The following is a 16,948-nucleotide window of genomic DNA, read 5'->3' on the forward strand; positions in this document are numbered from 1 at the left end:
GTTTTGAACAGCGCCTGCGCTGGCTCCGCAGGAGCAGGGCCGAAGGCCGGGTAACAAAGTCACCGCACCCGCAACCTGAAATATGACGAAGATAAAACAAAGCGAACCCATCCCGGCACGGCAAACAAGTGGAATATATTAAGAATTTTCCAACTTATACCAGGATGATTATCTATTTATAAAAAATGTGAGAAGCCCCCCTTTTCAGGCGGCTCTTGATGGCGGGTTCAGAGTCAGTACGCATTAAAACGGTAAGCGTGTACTTCCACGCGGCATGATTTCAAATCCAACATCAATAATTTCGCCTTGCCAGGCCTTATCCTGAGCCATTCTCAGCATCATTTCTGCCGTCCTGTCCGCTATCTCATCGGCATTCCATTTAATGCTGGATAACGTTACAGGAGCAAGCCAGGCGCTGGAGGGAAAATCACCAAACCCCAGAATGCTCAACTGCTCGGGCACCCTGATTCCCCTGGCCTGTGTTTCCATCAGGAGCGCTGTCGCAATCGCATCGCTGGTACAAAAAATTCCATCAACATCCCGTTCTTTTACCAACGTTTGCATCAGAATTTCACGGCTGGCCTGCCAGATATTCGGGGTTTGCGGGATATCAACCAGCAAGGGCTTCTTCCCTTTTTCCTCAAGCGCACGACAAAATCCGTTGTAACGTGTACGCGCACGGATGTCATCATCAAAACGCGTCGTAAAATAGGCCAGTTGGGAACAGCCGGTATCAAGCAAATACCGGGCTGCCGAATAACCTATCTGCTCCTGGTTATTCCCGACCTGCGCGGAAAATGCACTGCCATCCACCTGCCACATTTGCACCACAGGTACGCCGCTGTTTTTCAGCATCTTAAGCGTTGAGGCTTTATGATCGGCACCGGCAATGGCAATGACGGCGGGCGACCACTGTAAAATGGCCCGGATCTGTTCTTCTTCTTTATCCAGGCTGTGATCGTGAGAGGCGATGGATAACTGAAATCCTTGTTCGCTGACCGTCGACTCTATCTTCTGGATAACATAGCTAAATGTCACGTTCGCCAGTGAGGGTAAAACCACGGCCATATTGCAGCTGCGCCCACCGGTAAACTGGCTGGCGATCTTATTGTGCACGTAGCCAAGATTATCGATAGCCGCCTGGATTTTTTTCCCGGTCTTCTCCGAGACACGGTCGGGCTGGCGAATATACAGGGAAACCGTGGACGGCGACACGCAGGCCTGGTGCGCAACATCATCAAGTTTTACAATTTGACGCGATCTCTGACGCATTCCTCTCCCGTATTCCCATTAATCAACACCCTGTCTTGTCGACGATGATGACGAGCCAATCCCACAATCAGTATCAGCGCAGCCGCCCAGACCAGCCCCAGCAGTGGGCAAAATGAATCCGGAATTCCCTGCGTGTTTGCCAGTCCAAGCGGCGACAATGTGATGAATATACTGATTAAAACCGCCATCATAATAACACTTACACAGTGAGCATATCGCCATTTTTGCATAGGGATACTGGCGGGTTGCGAGTCCGGCACATAACGTTTTCCAGGAACAATTTTCCCAATCAATAACATCATTGCTGTTTCAATCAGAAACAATATGCCCATGATGTGGATAAAATGTAGCGGAATCCATTTTTCACCCCCGGCAAAAGTGTATAGCCCGTAAGCGATGACATGAAAGCCAAGCACCCATTTTGCCGCCAGTGCCGGCACTTTTCGGGTTAAAAAACCCACCAGGACAATCGTGATAATAGGAATGCTGTAGAAACCGGTAAAGCGGCGCATCAGGTCAAAAATTCCGTTAGGGCTCCACAGCAGCAGAGGGGCTATCACGATCGATATAAGCGAGACGACAACGGAGGCTATTTTGCCGACACGCACTAGTTTTTTCTCATCCTGACATCCCGTCAAAGGGGCATACAGATCGATCACAAACAGCGTGGCGCTTGAATTTACTACAGAGTTGAAATGGCTAATCACCGTCCCAAAAATCGCAGCGGCGAACATGCCAATCAACCACCAGGGGATCACCGCTTTAACCAACGCCGGATAGGCGTAATCGACATTAGTAAAAACCGGTCCAAAGAGGTTGAAAGCAATCAGCCCAGGCAGCACCATCGCCAGTGGTACCAATAACTTAATGCTACCCGCAAGCAGCACGCCTTTTTGACTTTCAGCCAGCGATTTAGCTCCCAGCGCGCGCTGAATTATCATCTGGTTGGTACACCAGTAAAACATGTTGGCGCACAGCATACCGGTAAAAATGGTGCTAAAAGGCACTGACGAACGGGCGTTTCCGATCGCGTTGAGCTGTTCCGGATGGCTTAACAACGCTTTCCCACCTGCAAGAAAAGAGCCGCCGCCAAGCGCAAATAACCCCAGCACAGGAATGAGCATTGCCGCGACTAATAAAATCAAGCCGCTGATGGTGTCAGAGATGGCAACGGCTTTCAGGCCGCCCAGAGTCGCATACAGCCCGCCAACCGCCCCCATAGCCAGAGCCAGTAATCCGATAGCGCCCCAGTCAGGCAGATGAAAAAGCTGTTGTACGTCAAACATCTCATTCATCGTAATTGCGCCAAGGTAAAGACTGCACGGATTGGCCATCACCGCATATCCCACGAGTAACATCACGCTGACCGTTCGCCGTGTGGCGCTATCGAAGCGCTCCTCCAGAAACTGCGGCATTGTGGTAATACCGCGGCGTAAAAAACGCGGTAAGAAAAAGACCGCCATCATGATGGTGGCAACTGCGGCGGTACTTTCCCAGGCCATCCCGCTGATATCAAAACGATATGCGTTGCCATTTAAACCGACTAATTGCTCAGCCGAGAGATTAGACAAAAGCAGCGAACCGGCAATGAAATAACCGCTAAGCCCTCTTCCCGCAAGAAAGAATCCTTCCACGCCTGACTCTGAAATCCCCTTTGTCTTCCGGTATGAATATAGCGCTACGAAAGACAAAAAGAGAAAAAAAGTCACGACAGAAAATAGCATTTCCATAGCATAACCTCGTCGACGAAGTGGTTACCACAACTATCACACAGCGATGCAGGCAGAAAAAACGTCTTTCCCTCGAAACTGGAAGCCACAAAACAAAAAAAAGCTTAAGCATGGGTGAAATGGGCTGAAGATCACATTTCACATAAAACATGACTTGATTATCGTAGCGCTACGATACTACCGTAAAAAGAAACCACACACAGGACAGTATCATGATGTTCAACCAGGATTGTTTAGTACGGCGGGAAGTTACTGAGCTGCGTAGCCAGAGATGGTATGCCCCGGAGACGATTAGAGCTTTCGCTCACCGGCAGCGTACCCAGCAAATGGGCTTCGGCCGGGAAGAATTTTTGGGGAAACCGGTTATTGGCATCATTAACACCTGGAGTGATATGAGCGCCTGCCATTCTCATCTGCGCGAACGCGCGGAGGCGGTAAAGCGCGGCGTCTGGGCGGCAGGCGGTTTCCCGGTAGAACTCCCGGCTCTTTCAATGGGCGAAGTGATGGTGAAACCCACCACTATGCTGTATCGCAACTTTCTGGCCATGGAAGCAGAAGAGTTGTTACGTCAGCACCCGATTGACGGCGTGGTGTTACTGGGTGGATGTGATAAATCCACACCGGCTCTGCTAATGGGGGCGTTATCTATGGATATCCCAACCATTTTTTGCCCGGCAGGCCCAATGACAACGGGCAAATGGCACGGTCAGGTTACCGGGGCTGGCACGCACACGAAAAAGTTTTGGGATCAGCTTCGTCTTGGCGCGATCACCCAGCACGACTGGATTGAGCTGGAAGGGGCGATGACGCGATCCATCGGTACCTGTAACACGATGGGCACGGCCTCCACCATGACCTCAATTGCCGATGCCATGGGCTTTACCCTTCCCGGCGCAAGCTCTATCCCGGCCGCGGACTGTCGCCATCCACAGATGGCCACCCGGTGTGGGAAGACCATTGTGGATATGGTCTGGTATGACCACAAACCTTCCCGCTGGCTGACTAAAAAGAACTTCCTTAACGGCATCGCCGCTTATATGGCGCTGGGCGGCTCTACCAATGCCGCGATCCACTTGATTGCCATGGCTAATCGGGCATCCATTACGTTGAGTCTTGCTGATATGGAGGAGATCGCACATAAGGTTCCCGTACTGGCAAACTTATTTCCTTCAGGCAAGGGGCTGATGGATGATTTCTTCTTCGCGGGCGGACTGATGGCTCAACTGAAGAAAATCAGCCAGTTCCTGCATCTGGATGCCAGAGGCGTGACCAATATGCCGGTCAGCGCCTGGATCGAAAATGCCGATTGTTATGACGACGAGACAATCCGCGATTTAAGCAATCCGGTGATCCCGCTTTCACAAGGATGCGCCCTGACGGTTCTGCACGGGAATCTGTGTCCCAACGGCGCAGTCATGAAATCCTCTGCCGCCAGTCCTCACTTGCGCCATCACGTCGGCCCGGCGCTGGTCTTCGATACCCACCAGCAACTCTCGGATCAGATTGACGATCCTGAACTGAACGTCACCAGGGATACCGTCATTATTTTGCGTAATGCTGGCCCCGTTGGTGGCCCCGGTATGCCGGAGTGGGGAAACCTGCCCATTCCGAAAAAGCTGTTGCAACAGGGCGTCACCGACATGGTGCGTATCTCCGATGCACGCATGTCCGGCACGCATTACGGCACCTGCATTCTCCATGTCGCTCCGGAAGCCGCCGTTGGCGGACCACTGGCTTTAATACAGACCGGCGATTTGGTCGAACTGAATATTGAAGCTGGCACGTTAAACATGCGGGTTGACGATACCGAACTGGCGCAACGCCGCACGGCGTTAAAACCGACTCATCAAACATTCTCTCGTTCCTGGTCCGCACTTTACCAGCAGCACGTTACTCAGGCAGATGAAGGGTGTGATTTCGATTTTCTGCAAAACGGCAGTGATATCCCGGAACCGCCTATTTTTTAAGGAAAAATAATGAACAATTTCAAACACGCCATTCTTTCCGGCCAGCGTAAGCTGGGCACCTGGATGATGACCGGCAGTGACACCGTGGCCGAAGCGATGGCAACCGTGGGCTTTGATTTTCTGGTTCTTGACCAGGAACACGTGGCGGTCGATACACTTGATGCGATACGTATCGATCGTGCTATTCGCAGCGTTAATGCAGATATCACTCCGCTCTACCGCCTGGCGGGCAACGATGTCGTATTGATTAAGCGTGCGCTTGATGGCGGCGCAATGTCATTGATGATCCCCTTTATCAATACGCCAGAAGAAGCGCGTAAAGCGGTGGAGTCGGCGTATTACCCCCCTTATGGAAAACGCGGGTTTGCCGCGATGCACCGCGCGTCCGGCTGGGGCGGCAACGCACAATTTGTTGAGGATGCACGAAATGAACTGTGTCTGATCCTTCAGCTCGAAACGCCAGAAGCTATCGCCAGCATCGATGAGATCGCCAAAATCGACGGGATTACCGGTTTCTTTATCGGTCCCGGTGATATGTCTTCCGCCATGGGCCACCCTGGTAATCCATCGCATCCTGACGTTCAGGCGATGATCAAACGCGGGCTGGAGGCCTGTCAGCGCCTTGGCTTCCCCTGCGGCATCGTGGGCGGCAACCCGGAGCTGGCGAATAAGTATCAGCAAATGGGCTTCACCTTTGTTGCTCTGGCTTCCGATATGAGCTTTATGCTGGCGCGGGCAAAAGAGCAACTGGCAGCAATCCGTGGTGAGGATCTACAGATTCGCGGCGGCGAGGTGTACTGAGATGACCCGTCTGCTCGAATGCACCCAGGACGATACCCACATTGCTGTCGCGCCCGAACTGGGCGGCGCACTCGCCTGGCTACGCTGGAGAGGGTACGACATTCTGCGCCCTCTGGACCCGGCAGGAGAACAGCGAGCCAGGCTCTGTGGCAGCTATCCGCTCATCCCATGGTCAAACCGTATTGCGAACGGATGCTTCACCTTTAATAAGGTGAAGCATCGGGTAAAACGCAATTTTGGCGATCACCCTCACCCCCTGCATGGCAATGGCTGGCAAACCGAATGGCAAGTATTAAGCACAGCGGAAGATGAGATTGTGCTGGAGCTGCACAGCCCTGCCAGCGAAAGCTGGCCGTGGCCTTATCGCGCGGAGCAACGATTCAGGTTATTCCATGACCGGCTACGCATTGAGTTAACGCTCTTCAATACCGCCCAGGAAATCGTTCCGGTCGGTTTGGGATTTCACCCCTTCTTTGCCGATGCAGAACACAGCGAAATACGTTTTGTCGCCTCGCACGTCTGGTTAAACGACGAGAACAGCCTGCCCTGCGAAGAAACCGACATACCTGAACAGTGGCGCTATCACACCTTCAGACCTCCCGTACCGGGTTCCGTCGATAACTGTTTTACCGGCTGGCAATCCCCGGCAGAGGTCAGATGGCCACAGCAACGAATTCGCGTGGTAATCGACTCTGCGGCAACCAACGCCATTCTGTTTATTCCCCCGCGTGAACGCAATGTCGTGGCAATTGAACCTGTCACCCACATCAACAACGCCATCAATTTACGTCCTGCCAACGGCAGTGAACAAGCGATGAAAACCCTTCATCCAGGGGAGTCCTTTACTCACTGGATGGAATTACGGATGGTCAGCGATGAATAAACCTGAATTGCTTTTCGATTATGTGGGCCATTTGCCAGAGTGCCCAACCTGGGCTCATGACGAGCAGGCGCTTTACTGGACTGACATTCTGGAATGTGAGATCCACTGCTTCCAGCTTCAGTCAGGGACACACCGCGTGTTTCCCTTTAAGGAAGAACCGGGATGCTTTGCGTTACGTGAGAACGGCGGCTTTATTGTAGCACTGCGCAGCGGCATCTGGCTTACCGACAAGAGCGGTCATCTGGAAAGGAAAATTGGCGATAACCCCAACAATCCGGTCCTGGCGCGCTTCAATGACGGCGGCGTGGATCCAGCAGGACGTTTCTGGGCAGGAACCTATTGGGGGCCGCGCGATTACAACGGCGCGCTGCTGTGCCGCGTAGATAACGACCTGCGTATGCAAGTGATGCAGTGCGACATTCTGGGCGCCAACGGCCTGGCCTTCTCACCAGACTCTCGCTGGATGTACACCAGCGACACGCCAAATCACGTGATTTATCGAACGCCGCTGGACGCACAAGGCGAGCCGGGGGTACGTCAGGTCTGGAAGACATTCCCACGTGGCAATGGTCGCCCGGACGGCGCCGCTATGGACAGCGAAGGATGTTACTGGAGCGCGCTTTTCGACGGCTGGCGCATCGCCCGCTTCTCTCCTCAGGGCGAGGTACTGGAAGAGTACGCTCTGCCCGTGCGTTGCCCGACCATGCTCTGCTTTGGCGGTCCGGAAATGAAAACGCTGTTTATCACCACCACCCGGGAAAACATGACCGCCCAGGAGTGCGAGGCGCATCCCCTCTCTGGCGCCATTTTTACCCTGAACGTTGCCGTCGCTGGCATGCATAAACCCAAATTTAAGGAAAACACCCAATGAAAACGATCGGCTTTATCGGACTTGGTTTAATGGGCGAAGCGATGTCCAAAAATATTGTCGCGAAATTTGATGGCACGGTTTTAGTTTATGACATTAGCCAGGACGCAATGAATCGATTGGTTATTGCGGGTGCCCAGGCCGCAGAGTCCATCGCCGATATTGCGCGTAATGCTGACGTGGTCATCAGTATGGTTCCACGCTCTGAGCATGTACGCGAAGTCTACCAGCAAATGATGCCTTATCTGCATAAGGGGCAAATCACGATGGATATGTCGACAATCGATCCTTCCGTTTCTGTCGATATTTCACGTCAGGTGAAAAAAACGGGGGCGATAATGCTGGATGCGCCCGTGGTGAAATCTGTCCCCGCCGCCGTTAAAGCCGAACTCGGTATTTATATTGGCGGAGATAAAGCCGCATGGGAAAAAGTGAAACATATCCTCGCCATGATGGGTTGCAATCAAATACACATGGGAGATAACGGGCGCGGTCTGGTAATGAAAATGCTACATAATGTCCTGGTCGCAGGTATTCAAAATAGCGTCAATGAAATGCTTACCGCAGCAGATCATTACGGTATCAGCAAAGAGAATTTTCATCAGGCGATCTCCTATGGCGGCGCCACCAATTTCTATCTCGACAGTAAAATTAACAGCCTGATTGCAGAAGATTACAGCACGGCATTCTCCCTGCAAAATATGTCTAAAGACGTCAACATTATGAAATCGATGTTAATTGAATCCGCTTTACATCTTCCCGGCGTTAACGTCGTGAAAAGTGTTTACGATCGTGGATTAGAAACCGGCATCGGCAATGAAGATTTTTGTGCGACATATAAAGTCGTACGCAACAATGCTAAAAATTAATCAGGAAAATAAAAATGAAAAATAATATCAACGTGACTTACCACTCCCTTAAAAACAAAGTTGTTGCCATTACCGGCGGTGCCAGCGGCATTGGCGAAGCCTATGTTCGTGCTTTTGTAGAGCAAGGCGCTAAAGTTGCCTTTCTTGATTATGACCAACAGGCCGGTGAAAAACTTGCCATTGAGCTTGGGTGCTTATTTTTATTCTGTGATGTCACCAATATCCCTCAATTACAAAACTGTTTCACCACCATCGCTGAAGAATTGGGTGACGTCGAAATTCTCATCAATAATGCCGGCAGTGACGATCACCATACGATTGATGATTTAACTGAAGAGTATTTTAACAACCGCATTAACGTGAATTTACGTCACCATCTCTTTGCCATTCAGTCTGTGATTCCGGCAATGACCCAAAAAGGAACGGGCTGCATTATCAATATGGGTTCGATCAACTGGATGCGAGGACGCCCAGGCCGCGTGTGCTATTCCTTATCTAAAGCCGCTATCCACGGGTTTACCCGTACGCTGGCTCAGGAACTGGGGCCGCGCGGCATCCGGGTGAACAGCCTTGTTCCTGGCGCGATTCGTACCGCCAAACAAGACGCCATGTGGGCCAAACTGGATCCCGCTGCGGTGAATCAATTCGTTGAATTACAGGCGCTGAAATTCCGCCTGGATGGAACCCACTGCGCGCGGCTGGCGCTGTTCCTCGCATCAGAGGAGTCGTGCGGCTGCACCGGTCAGGATTTTATTGTTGATGCCGGATTATCACTTAACTAAGGGAATCGTTATGGATTTCTTCACATTATTTACCCCGGACGGCGCAGCGCTGGATACCAGCGCAATGCTCATCGTCATCGCGGTAATGTTTTTATATACCTTTGTCGGAATATGCGCAGGATTTGGCGGCGGTTTAACCTCAATGCCATTAATTACTATGGTACTGCCGTTAAAAATGGCGGCGCCCATGTCCGTGATGGTTGGTACGGCAACCGCGCTTTATGCAACATGGTTATCCCGAAAAGAGACAGACTGGAAATCTGCCGCCGTTCTCATTCTTTTCTCGTTTGCCGGAATTCCGGTTGGGCTATATGCGCTCTCATATTTACCCGACCATATTATGAAGATCGGCCTGGGCGGTTTTATTATTATCTACTCGTTCTATAGTCTGTTTATTCCGCGTCTGCCGGTTTATGACAAACGCTGGATCGCCGCGCCGATGGGGGCAATTGCTGGTGCGTTAGGTGCCGCATTCTCAACAAATGGGCCACCGGTGGTCATGTATGGGATGCTGCGTAACCTGGGACCGGCGGCATTTCGTGGCACACTCAACGCTTTTTTTACTGCCAATAACATTGCCATTATTGGCGGACTCGCCACCAGCGGTATTCTGACGATTTCAACAATTAAGCTGGTGCTATTTTGCATTCCAACAATGATTCTTGGTTCCATTGTGGGGCAGTATGTTCACAAACGTATTTCAGTAAAAATATTCCGCATCATGGTATTTCTGCTGTTAATCGCTTCCGGTGCTATGTTGATTAAAGGCGCCACGGGAATATCGACATTGAGCGCGTTGCTACCTGTTTTTGGCCTGCTTGTGGTACTCCAGATACTATTTGGCAAAAAAGTGGCAGCAATCCGCGCAGCGGATGAAGCCATAAAAGCCCAGTAATAATTTAAATCATTAAGTCCCAAAGCCGCTGATTCCAGCGGCTTTTCTGTCTTTAATTTTTACGACTAACCTTAGACATCTCTTTTAAATCGCCAACACGTCTCAATAACCAAAGGCGCCCCTGGACTGGCAAACTGCGGAGCAACGTTAATCTCATTCGGTGCCTGAGTGAGGGGGTTAACACAAGTGGCATCTGGCTGTTTATCAAAGACCACCAGGCTTTGCGCAGTCGATGTCATTAACATTGTCAGTTGACCGGGCCATTGCAAATTGACCGTTAGTCCGGAAGAAAAGCCAAAGCAGTCATCCCATGGCCCTGCGCGTGGAGCAATTCGGTTGCCCGTGGGCAATTCATCGCTGCCGGGTTCTTCCTGCCAGTCAGCATGGAAAAGTACCTGCAGTTCTTTCCCTCCGGTAGAGTGATTAAGATGTTTAGCAAACCACGGGTGCCACCCTGCAGACGCAGGAAATATTTCGGACTCTGAGCCAATTTCAAGGCGCAATATCAGGGCATCGTCTTCCAGAATTAGCGTTTGCCGAACTTCACCTCGCCAGGGCCATGGTGAATCTAACAGCATACGTAACTGTAGCCTGTCAGCTGTTTTCTCCACGACTTCCCAGGATGAATAGCAAGCCATTCCATGCAAGGCATGAGGCGGTTTATTAGCAGGTAACGTATAACGCTGTTCACCAACGCTCAGGGTTGCATATCCCAGTCGACCTGCCCAGGGTACCATTGGAAAGCATCCGTACTGAAATGCCTTTCTTTGAGGCTCCCATTGACGCAGAATCTCATAACCAAATGCCTGCAACGATGTGATTCTGGCGCCATCTTGCGGATAAACCTGGATACGTATATTCCCTTTTTGCAGCGATACAACATCACCTGTTGGACCTGGCCATGGCGTATCAAAAGCACGTTGCAGCGCCTGCTGGTGTGCGTTATTCCATTCAGTTTTCATGTGAGTGTTCTCTACTATAGCGGTAAGAAGTTAAGTGTTTTTTCGCGTCTTTTTTATTGTGTGAATGTGGCTCGATAAGCCAGACGCAGATAAAAGAGAGGGCAGAGATGACAAGCAGGAAAAGGGCGACATACCACGGTTTTCCATCGCCTAACGCCAGCAAACTGGATGCGATAAGAGGGCTCATTCCGCCCAGAATAGCGGAAAATTGATAAGCAAATGAAAGACCTGTATAGCGAACACGAGTACCAAACATGCGGGTAAACAGTGTTGGTTGTACGGCAAACATCATTGTTGGACCTAAGTTATAGCCCAGAATCATGCTACACCAGATAATAAGCGTACTTTTCGTGTCCAGCAGCAGGAAAAAAGGAAAAGAAAATAAGACGCAAAAGCCCGCGCCAAACAGATACATTTTCCGCTGTCCAACACGGTCTGAAATCCAGCCAACCAAAGGACAACATACAATGCCAATCGCTGAAGCGATAAGCATACCGGTTAAGGGAATATCTCTTGATAAAGCCAGTTGGCTGGAGATATAGACAATCCCGAAAGCATTAATGATATTTGACGATACGCTTTCCGCCAGTCTGGCACCAAGCGCCAGGAGGATATTACGTGGGTGTTTACGGAAAAGTTCAATGAGGGGGGGCGCCGTTTTTTCGTGTGATACAACCGTTTTTTGCTTTTTAAAATCCAGGGTTTCTTCAGTATGAAGCCGTATGAACATCCCCACGACCAACATCACAGCAGATAACCAAAATGGAATACGCCATCCCCAGGAGAGGAACTGTTCCTGAGTCAGAAAATGATTACAGAGTGCAAAAACACCTGTCGCCAGCATGATGCCAACAGAAGCCGCCGTTTGTGGTAATGACCCTAAAAATCCACGTTTCTCCAGGGGGGCAGACTCAATGGTCATTAACGCCGCGCCACCATATTCTCCGCCCAGGCCAAATCCCTGAATCAGCCGCAGAATCATTAGTATGACAGGAGCCCAAATGCCAATGTCATGATAGGTTGGTATAAATCCAATTAAAAATGTTGAGGAACCGACAATTCCCAGTGTCCAGATAAGCGTTATCTTTCGCCCGACTTTATCGCCGAAATGACCAAAAACTATCCCCCCCAGCGGGCGCGTTAAGAAACCCACGCCAAAGGTAGCAAATGCGGCAATCAAGCCAATAAAAGGATCGCTGTCAGGGAAAAACAGAGGAGCGAAAACCAGCCCTGCCGCCGTTCCGAAAATAAAAAAGTCGTACCATTCCATCAGCGCACCGGCAAAACTGCCCATAACAACACGCCTCATGGCTTTGCCGGATAGCCCTTCTCTCGGTATCAGTAATCTTTCAGCCATAATTTTCCTCTCCAGGTCGGCGAGAAATCTGCGGAACAAACCACGTCAAAGGTGGAGAGTCTTGTTAAGCAAGCGCGCCGACACCATCGACGCGCTTGATAATTATTTCTCCAGTTCTGCCAATACCTCAGCATCTTCGGCATCCACATTCGCACCAAGTGGTTCCCACTTAATCAATACGCATGTCAGGAATCCAAGGAAAGGCACAATCGCCAGCCAATAGAAGGCTTCTGTCTTCAGCGCTCCCCACAACATGGGCCAGAAGATAAGTCCGGCAATTGCCCCTGTGCGCATGATAGCTCGCGCAAATCCGACTCCGGTCGGACGTATCGCTGGTGGATACGAGAGGGTGGCAATCGTCATTCCTAATCCGCCAGGGCCTGCAGAATGGAAGAAAATGATAGCGCCCAGCAAACCCAAAGAAAGCCATGGGTTTGTGGTTGCCAGTGCACCCAGTGCCAGCAGTGCAATCGTCACTAACGCGAATCCATACATTGACTGCAGACGTGTCCCCAACCGCTGGAGAATGAGAGAACCAATCATCCCTCCGGTGATGCCACAAAGGGCATTTACCACTGCGGAACCCGAAAGAGCCCCCGTCAGCCCGCCACTCAGTATTCCGGCCAGAGTCAGAGGTAGATAAACGCCCACCGCGTTATATTGCCAGGCCTGCATCGTGGCGACGACACAGCCAAGGATCGTACGTTTGCGATAGCGTGAATTGAACAGGATGCCATATCCACCGCGGAACTTATTTTCCGTTTTTTCAGATGACAGACTTTGTGAAGGCGATAGCGCAGCGACGCGGGCATGAACCCCATAACGTTTTGCCAGAATGCCGCAAGCCTCTTCATAACGCCCCACGCGCGCAGCCCACATCGCGGATTCGCCAATAAAGAAGTAGCGGAGGATCATGATAATAACGGCAAAAATAGCGCCAATAAAAATCCCATAACGCCAGAGTTGCTCCTCAGCAACGCCTGAGAGAAGCAGCGGGAGCAGGACGAGATAAACGACCGTAGTGGATACATACCAGGCCATTTGCCAGAGGTTCACTGATGAGCCGGTTTTCTTCGAAGTTGACCCTCGAAGTTCTGCCACGGCGTTTGTCGCCAGAGGGAAATCAATACCCAGGCCGAACCCCATTATCACGCGACATACCAGCACCCACCAGATACTGGGAGCTATCGCAACGGCAGCTGCGCCTATCGTGCATAACCCCATTCCAATAATAAATGCACGCTTTTGACCAAAACGGTTAATTACACGATTCGCTAATAATCCGCCAACTAGTGCAGCAACTAAAACAGAAGCGTTGACGGTTGCCGCCAGTCCCGGTGAAATCCCGAACTGTGCAGCAATATATTTGTTACCAAACCCCACCATAGCAGCCTGGTAAGCATCAATAAGAATTCCACCCAGAGCGATAAAAATAATACCAACGCTGGTATTTACCGCTGAGTTTTTATTAACAATATCAATCACGTCCTGAGGACGGCTGATTGAATACGGTGCAGGACTGGTGATTTGACTCATCGCAGTGTCCTTTTTCATTGTTGTAGGGTGACGCTGCCGTTATGCAGCGCCAGACAGAGAGTTACACCATCACTCTTCAGCAAATTGGAGCATGACTTTTATGGAGTCATTTTGTTGCGCACGTTCAAACGCTTTCGCCGCATCGTTGACCGGGAATAAGTCAGTCACCAGCTCACTGGTGTCAAACCGTCCATCCGCCAGCCACTCAATCACCGCATCAAAATCTTCCGGGATATACATACCGGAATTCAGCAGGTCGCGTTCGAAACGCTGCATCCCAGGCAAAGGAATTTCACGAGGACCGCTCGGTACCCCCATGCACACAATCGTCCCACCTGCATAGACGCGGGTACAGGCATCGTTCAGCGTGGCCTGCGCCACAACAACATCAATCGCACCGGTGAAGCGAACGTGTGGATCAAGCTCACCTGGGGCCCAAACCTCTGCCGCGCCAAGCTTTAACGCCAGCGCACGTTTCGCGACATCAGGTTCAATGACGGTAATTTTTCCCGCGCCCATAATGCGCAATGCCTGAACAATAGATAACCCAATGGTGCCAGCACCGATTACCAGTACGTTTTCCAGAGAGGCCTTCGGCATACGATTAACGCAATGACGAGCACAGGCTGCCGGTTCCGCGAAGGCCAGTACTTTCAATGGCAGAGATGACGGCGCGACATGGCAGTTCCGCGCCGGAACGATATGCTGCGAACGCGCAAATCCGGGTGCGCGAAAACCAGCAACCTGCGGAGGCTCACAGAGATTAAAACGCCCCGCTTTGCAGGCGCGGCACTCCATGCAGGCCATTATCGGGTCGACAACAACATGATCACCGGGTTTAACGTTTGTCACCTCACTCCCGACTTCCGTCACGCGAGCCGCAATTTCATGCCCTGGCACAACGGGAGGTTTTGCAAACGGATGGCCCCCTTCCAGTACATGCAGATCAGAGCCGCAAATACCGTAGAACACAGGGGTGATACGGACTTCATAAGGTTTAAGTTCCTGGTGTGGCAGCTCAACATATTGGGTCGTCACTTTTCCAATATCTGAAAATAATACCTGGGTAATTTTGTCCATGGTTCTGCTCCAGATGCGTTAAAAATGGGGAATTAGCGTTGAGAAATACCTTCATCCACGATTTCGGCCAGCCGCTGCAGGCGTGGAACAGAAACATCACGCAGCATAGTGTGTGGATCCTGTGCGCCAATGACCGAAGCCCAAACGGCACGACCGGCCAGGAATCCACTAGCGCCCCCTTTCATTGCAATACGTACTGCGCGGCCAAACAGGTCCGCATCAACACCAGAAGAAAGGATGACCCATGGCATCTTCATTTGATCGTTAAGTTTTTGGCACGCAGTGAGCAATGTCTGCTCATCTCCCTTGCCTCCTAATGGCATTTCCGCTTTGTAGAGGTCAGCCCCGGTCCCACCGAGTTCAGTTGCCGCGGCAACAATGGCGCTTTCCTTGTCAAACTCCCATCCACAACGAGGCGGACGAACAACGGGTTCGATAATGCTCACAAGACCCGCACTGCGACAACGCTGAACGAACTCATCCACCATCGCCAGACGAGCCTGCGCGGGTTCATCCTCACGCCATAGTATCAGCAGCTTCATCGCTTTTGCGCCCATCTGGCGGGCTTTGAGAGGGTCAATTGCTTTATCAATTTCTACGCTATCAACCGGGATACCATTACCGGGAACAAAACGATCAGCAGCCACAATCAGACCGCAAGAATCTGCCACTGCCCCCTGCGATACAATCTGATCGAAGCAGAACTGTTTATCTGCCAGGACAGCGGAAGCATAAGGAGACAGGATCCGGGTAGCAGCAACTTTAAAATCAGTCAGAACACTGTCTGCAACTGGTTTGGGATGCCCGGATGCGGCAAACATCAGGCGCATCGCTTCACGCTGATCGACAGCCAGCATGGCAAATCCACCGCCAGGGCGAGAAATATCTTTCAGCGTGTACGGGTTATTGTGGGAAGACATAGTAACTCCTGTGAACGTTTATAATTTAAAGTGAGTCTGGTCGGCCAGCCTGCTGACGAACCTGAGATAACAGCGCGCTCCAGTCCTGACGGCCTCTACCGTTCTCACTGGCGCTGGAGTAGTAGGTTTCTGCCGCAATACCCATATTGAGCGGAGCACCAGTCTGGTGAGCGACATCGACAGCGATACGCAAATCCTTCAAGGCCAGGTCCACCATAAATGCCGGTGAGAGATCTCCCTTCAGCACTTTTCCAGGCCATGTTGTCGTAAAGTGTCCCTTCCCTGCGGCCGTACCGCTCATGACTTTTATCGCCACATCCAGGTTCAGACCCAGAGATTCGCAAAGGACTGCGGCCTCTGCTGACAATGCATTCAGCGCAATGCTCATATAGTTATTGATGAGCTTCACGCGGATCCCCATACCAGGACCACCCGCTTCCACCAGCTCATTACCCATGCACATCAAAAGCGGGCGTGCGCGCTCAACCTGTTCGGGTGTGCCGCCAGCCAGAATTAACAATGTCCCGTCGATAGCGTTAACGGATGTTCTCCCCACAGGAGCATCCATCATGCTGATGCCTTTCTCTTCCATTTCATGAATCAATAAATCAGTCTGTAGTGGATGGATAGTGGACATATCGATAACTAACGCATCAGGGGACAGGGTTTCACTCACACCATCGCGACCTAAAAGAACTTGCCGAACGATGTCGCCATTTGGCAGCATCGTGATAACAAAATCAGCGTCTTTAGCCGCTTCAGCTGGCGTTTGGGCAGCCGTTGCACCTTTTTGTACCAGCTCATTGACGGCTTGTTGATTTACGTCGAACACGCGTAAGACATGTCCTTTTTGCAACAGATTGTTAGCCATTGGGCTACCCATCTGACCCAATCCCAAAAATGCAATCGTTGTCATGAACGGTCTCCTGTCTCAGATTGACAAAATAATTACAATTAAAAGTCATTTTCGTCTGTTTTTGAGCATATTTGTAATTTATGATTAAAAACAAGACACGCATCACTAAT

At 51.1% G+C, this 16,948-nt stretch carries 15 protein-coding genes; 7 read left to right on the forward strand and 8 right to left on the reverse strand.

Going from position 1 to position 16,948, the window contains the following annotated elements:
• Positions 1–243 precede the first annotated feature (243 nt).
• On the reverse strand, positions 244–1,272 hold the full coding sequence (locus C3432_RS25255) for a LacI family DNA-binding transcriptional regulator (protein ID WP_103780079.1): 1,029 nt from the start codon (positions 1,270–1,272) through the stop codon (positions 244–246).
• Positions 1,245–3,002 (reverse strand): solute:sodium symporter family transporter, encoded by a 1,758-nt coding sequence (locus C3432_RS25260; RefSeq protein WP_103780081.1) that lies wholly within the window; start codon positions 3,000–3,002, stop codon positions 1,245–1,247. The genes C3432_RS25255 and C3432_RS25260 overlap by 28 nt, the downstream gene beginning before the upstream one ends.
• A gap of 212 nt (positions 3,003–3,214) precedes the next feature.
• On the opposite strand from C3432_RS25260, the gene C3432_RS25265 reads away from it, so the two are divergent.
• From C3432_RS25265 to C3432_RS25295, 7 genes are read left to right on the forward strand one after another with little or no spacing between them, the layout of a single operon-like run.
• Positions 3,215–4,969 carry an IlvD/Edd family dehydratase gene (locus C3432_RS25265; protein WP_258041659.1) on the forward strand — a complete coding sequence of 585 codons (1,755 nt, stop codon included), beginning with the start codon at positions 3,215–3,217 and terminating at the stop codon, positions 4,967–4,969.
• 9 nt (positions 4,970–4,978) lie between these two features.
• Complete coding sequence (locus tag C3432_RS25270) at positions 4,979–5,770, forward strand: HpcH/HpaI aldolase family protein (RefSeq protein ID WP_103780083.1); 792 nt, start codon at positions 4,979–4,981, stop codon at positions 5,768–5,770.
• A 1-nt stretch (position 5,771) separates the two neighbouring features.
• The gene (locus tag C3432_RS25275; RefSeq protein ID WP_103780085.1) at positions 5,772–6,653 is read left to right on the forward strand and encodes an aldose 1-epimerase; all 882 of its coding nucleotides are present in this window, start codon (positions 5,772–5,774) and stop codon (positions 6,651–6,653) included.
• Complete coding sequence (locus tag C3432_RS25280) at positions 6,646–7,524, forward strand: SMP-30/gluconolactonase/LRE family protein (RefSeq protein WP_103780087.1); 879 nt, start codon at positions 6,646–6,648, stop codon at positions 7,522–7,524. The genes C3432_RS25275 and C3432_RS25280 overlap by 8 nt, the downstream gene beginning before the upstream one ends.
• Entirely contained in the window at positions 7,521–8,390 is an 870-nt protein-coding gene (locus tag C3432_RS25285) for an NAD(P)-dependent oxidoreductase (protein ID WP_103780089.1), read from the forward strand. Before C3432_RS25280 ends, C3432_RS25285 begins: the two co-directional genes overlap by 4 nt.
• Positions 8,391–8,404: 14 nt before the next feature.
• Complete coding sequence (locus C3432_RS25290; RefSeq protein ID WP_103780091.1) at positions 8,405–9,172, forward strand: SDR family NAD(P)-dependent oxidoreductase; 768 nt, start codon at positions 8,405–8,407, stop codon at positions 9,170–9,172.
• Between the two features lie 10 nt (positions 9,173–9,182).
• Positions 9,183–10,067, forward strand: coding sequence for a sulfite exporter TauE/SafE family protein (locus C3432_RS25295; protein ID WP_103780093.1), 885 nt, complete (start codon positions 9,183–9,185; stop codon positions 10,065–10,067).
• 71 nt (positions 10,068–10,138) lie between these two features.
• Here the strand turns inward: C3432_RS25295 and C3432_RS25300 are convergent, their stop codons facing one another.
• From C3432_RS25300 to yihU, 6 genes are all read right to left on the reverse strand, one after another.
• Entirely contained in the window at positions 10,139–11,029 is an 891-nt protein-coding gene (locus tag C3432_RS25300) for an aldose epimerase family protein (protein WP_103780095.1), read from the reverse strand.
• Entirely contained in the window at positions 11,019–12,386 is a 1,368-nt protein-coding gene (locus C3432_RS25305) for an MFS transporter (protein ID WP_103780097.1), read from the reverse strand. The genes C3432_RS25300 and C3432_RS25305 overlap by 11 nt, the downstream gene beginning before the upstream one ends.
• Before the next feature lie 102 nt (positions 12,387–12,488).
• Positions 12,489–13,922 carry an MFS transporter gene (locus C3432_RS25310; protein WP_103780099.1) on the reverse strand — a complete coding sequence of 478 codons (1,434 nt, stop codon included), beginning with the start codon at positions 13,920–13,922 and terminating at the stop codon, positions 12,489–12,491.
• 69 nt (positions 13,923–13,991) lie between these two features.
• Positions 13,992–15,002: a zinc-dependent alcohol dehydrogenase gene (locus tag C3432_RS25315; protein ID WP_103780101.1), complete on the reverse strand. Its 1,011-nt coding sequence runs from the start codon at positions 15,000–15,002 to the stop codon at positions 13,992–13,994.
• A 32-nt stretch (positions 15,003–15,034) separates the two neighbouring features.
• Entirely contained in the window at positions 15,035–15,922 is an 888-nt protein-coding gene (locus C3432_RS25320; protein ID WP_103780103.1) for an aldolase, read from the reverse strand.
• A 25-nt stretch (positions 15,923–15,947) separates the two neighbouring features.
• Complete coding sequence (yihU, locus tag C3432_RS25325) at positions 15,948–16,838, reverse strand: sulfolactaldehyde 3-reductase (protein WP_103780105.1); 891 nt, start codon at positions 16,836–16,838, stop codon at positions 15,948–15,950.
• Positions 16,839–16,948 lie beyond the last annotated feature (110 nt).

The organism is Citrobacter amalonaticus (assembly GCF_002918555.1).
In the GTDB taxonomy this organism is placed as follows: domain Bacteria; phylum Pseudomonadota; class Gammaproteobacteria; order Enterobacterales; family Enterobacteriaceae; genus Citrobacter_C; species Citrobacter_C amalonaticus_A.

Excerpts from the sequence above, each read along its gene's own strand:
- C3432_RS25255 (WP_103780079.1), bottom strand. The coding sequence starts at position 1,272 with ATGCGTCAGAGATCGCGTCAAATTGTAAAACTTGATGATGTTGCGCAC.
- C3432_RS25260 (WP_103780081.1), bottom strand. The coding sequence starts at position 3,002 with ATGGAAATGCTATTTTCTGTCGTGACTTTTTTTCTCTTTTTGTCTTTC.
- C3432_RS25265 (WP_258041659.1), top strand. The coding sequence starts at position 3,215 with ATGATGTTCAACCAGGATTGTTTAGTACGGCGGGAAGTTACTGAGCTG.
- C3432_RS25270 (WP_103780083.1), top strand. The coding sequence starts at position 4,979 with ATGAACAATTTCAAACACGCCATTCTTTCCGGCCAGCGTAAGCTGGGC.
- C3432_RS25275 (WP_103780085.1), top strand. The coding sequence starts at position 5,772 with ATGACCCGTCTGCTCGAATGCACCCAGGACGATACCCACATTGCTGTC.
- C3432_RS25280 (WP_103780087.1), top strand. The coding sequence starts at position 6,646 with ATGAATAAACCTGAATTGCTTTTCGATTATGTGGGCCATTTGCCAGAG.
- C3432_RS25285 (WP_103780089.1), top strand. The coding sequence starts at position 7,521 with ATGAAAACGATCGGCTTTATCGGACTTGGTTTAATGGGCGAAGCGATG.
- C3432_RS25290 (WP_103780091.1), top strand. The coding sequence starts at position 8,405 with ATGAAAAATAATATCAACGTGACTTACCACTCCCTTAAAAACAAAGTT.
- C3432_RS25295 (WP_103780093.1), top strand. The coding sequence starts at position 9,183 with ATGGATTTCTTCACATTATTTACCCCGGACGGCGCAGCGCTGGATACC.
- C3432_RS25300 (WP_103780095.1), bottom strand. The coding sequence starts at position 11,029 with ATGAAAACTGAATGGAATAACGCACACCAGCAGGCGCTGCAACGTGCT.
- C3432_RS25305 (WP_103780097.1), bottom strand. The coding sequence starts at position 12,386 with ATGGCTGAAAGATTACTGATACCGAGAGAAGGGCTATCCGGCAAAGCC.
- C3432_RS25310 (WP_103780099.1), bottom strand. The coding sequence starts at position 13,922 with ATGAGTCAAATCACCAGTCCTGCACCGTATTCAATCAGCCGTCCTCAG.
- C3432_RS25315 (WP_103780101.1), bottom strand. The coding sequence starts at position 15,002 with ATGGACAAAATTACCCAGGTATTATTTTCAGATATTGGAAAAGTGACG.
- C3432_RS25320 (WP_103780103.1), bottom strand. The coding sequence starts at position 15,922 with ATGTCTTCCCACAATAACCCGTACACGCTGAAAGATATTTCTCGCCCT.
- yihU (WP_103780105.1), bottom strand. The coding sequence starts at position 16,838 with ATGACAACGATTGCATTTTTGGGATTGGGTCAGATGGGTAGCCCAATG.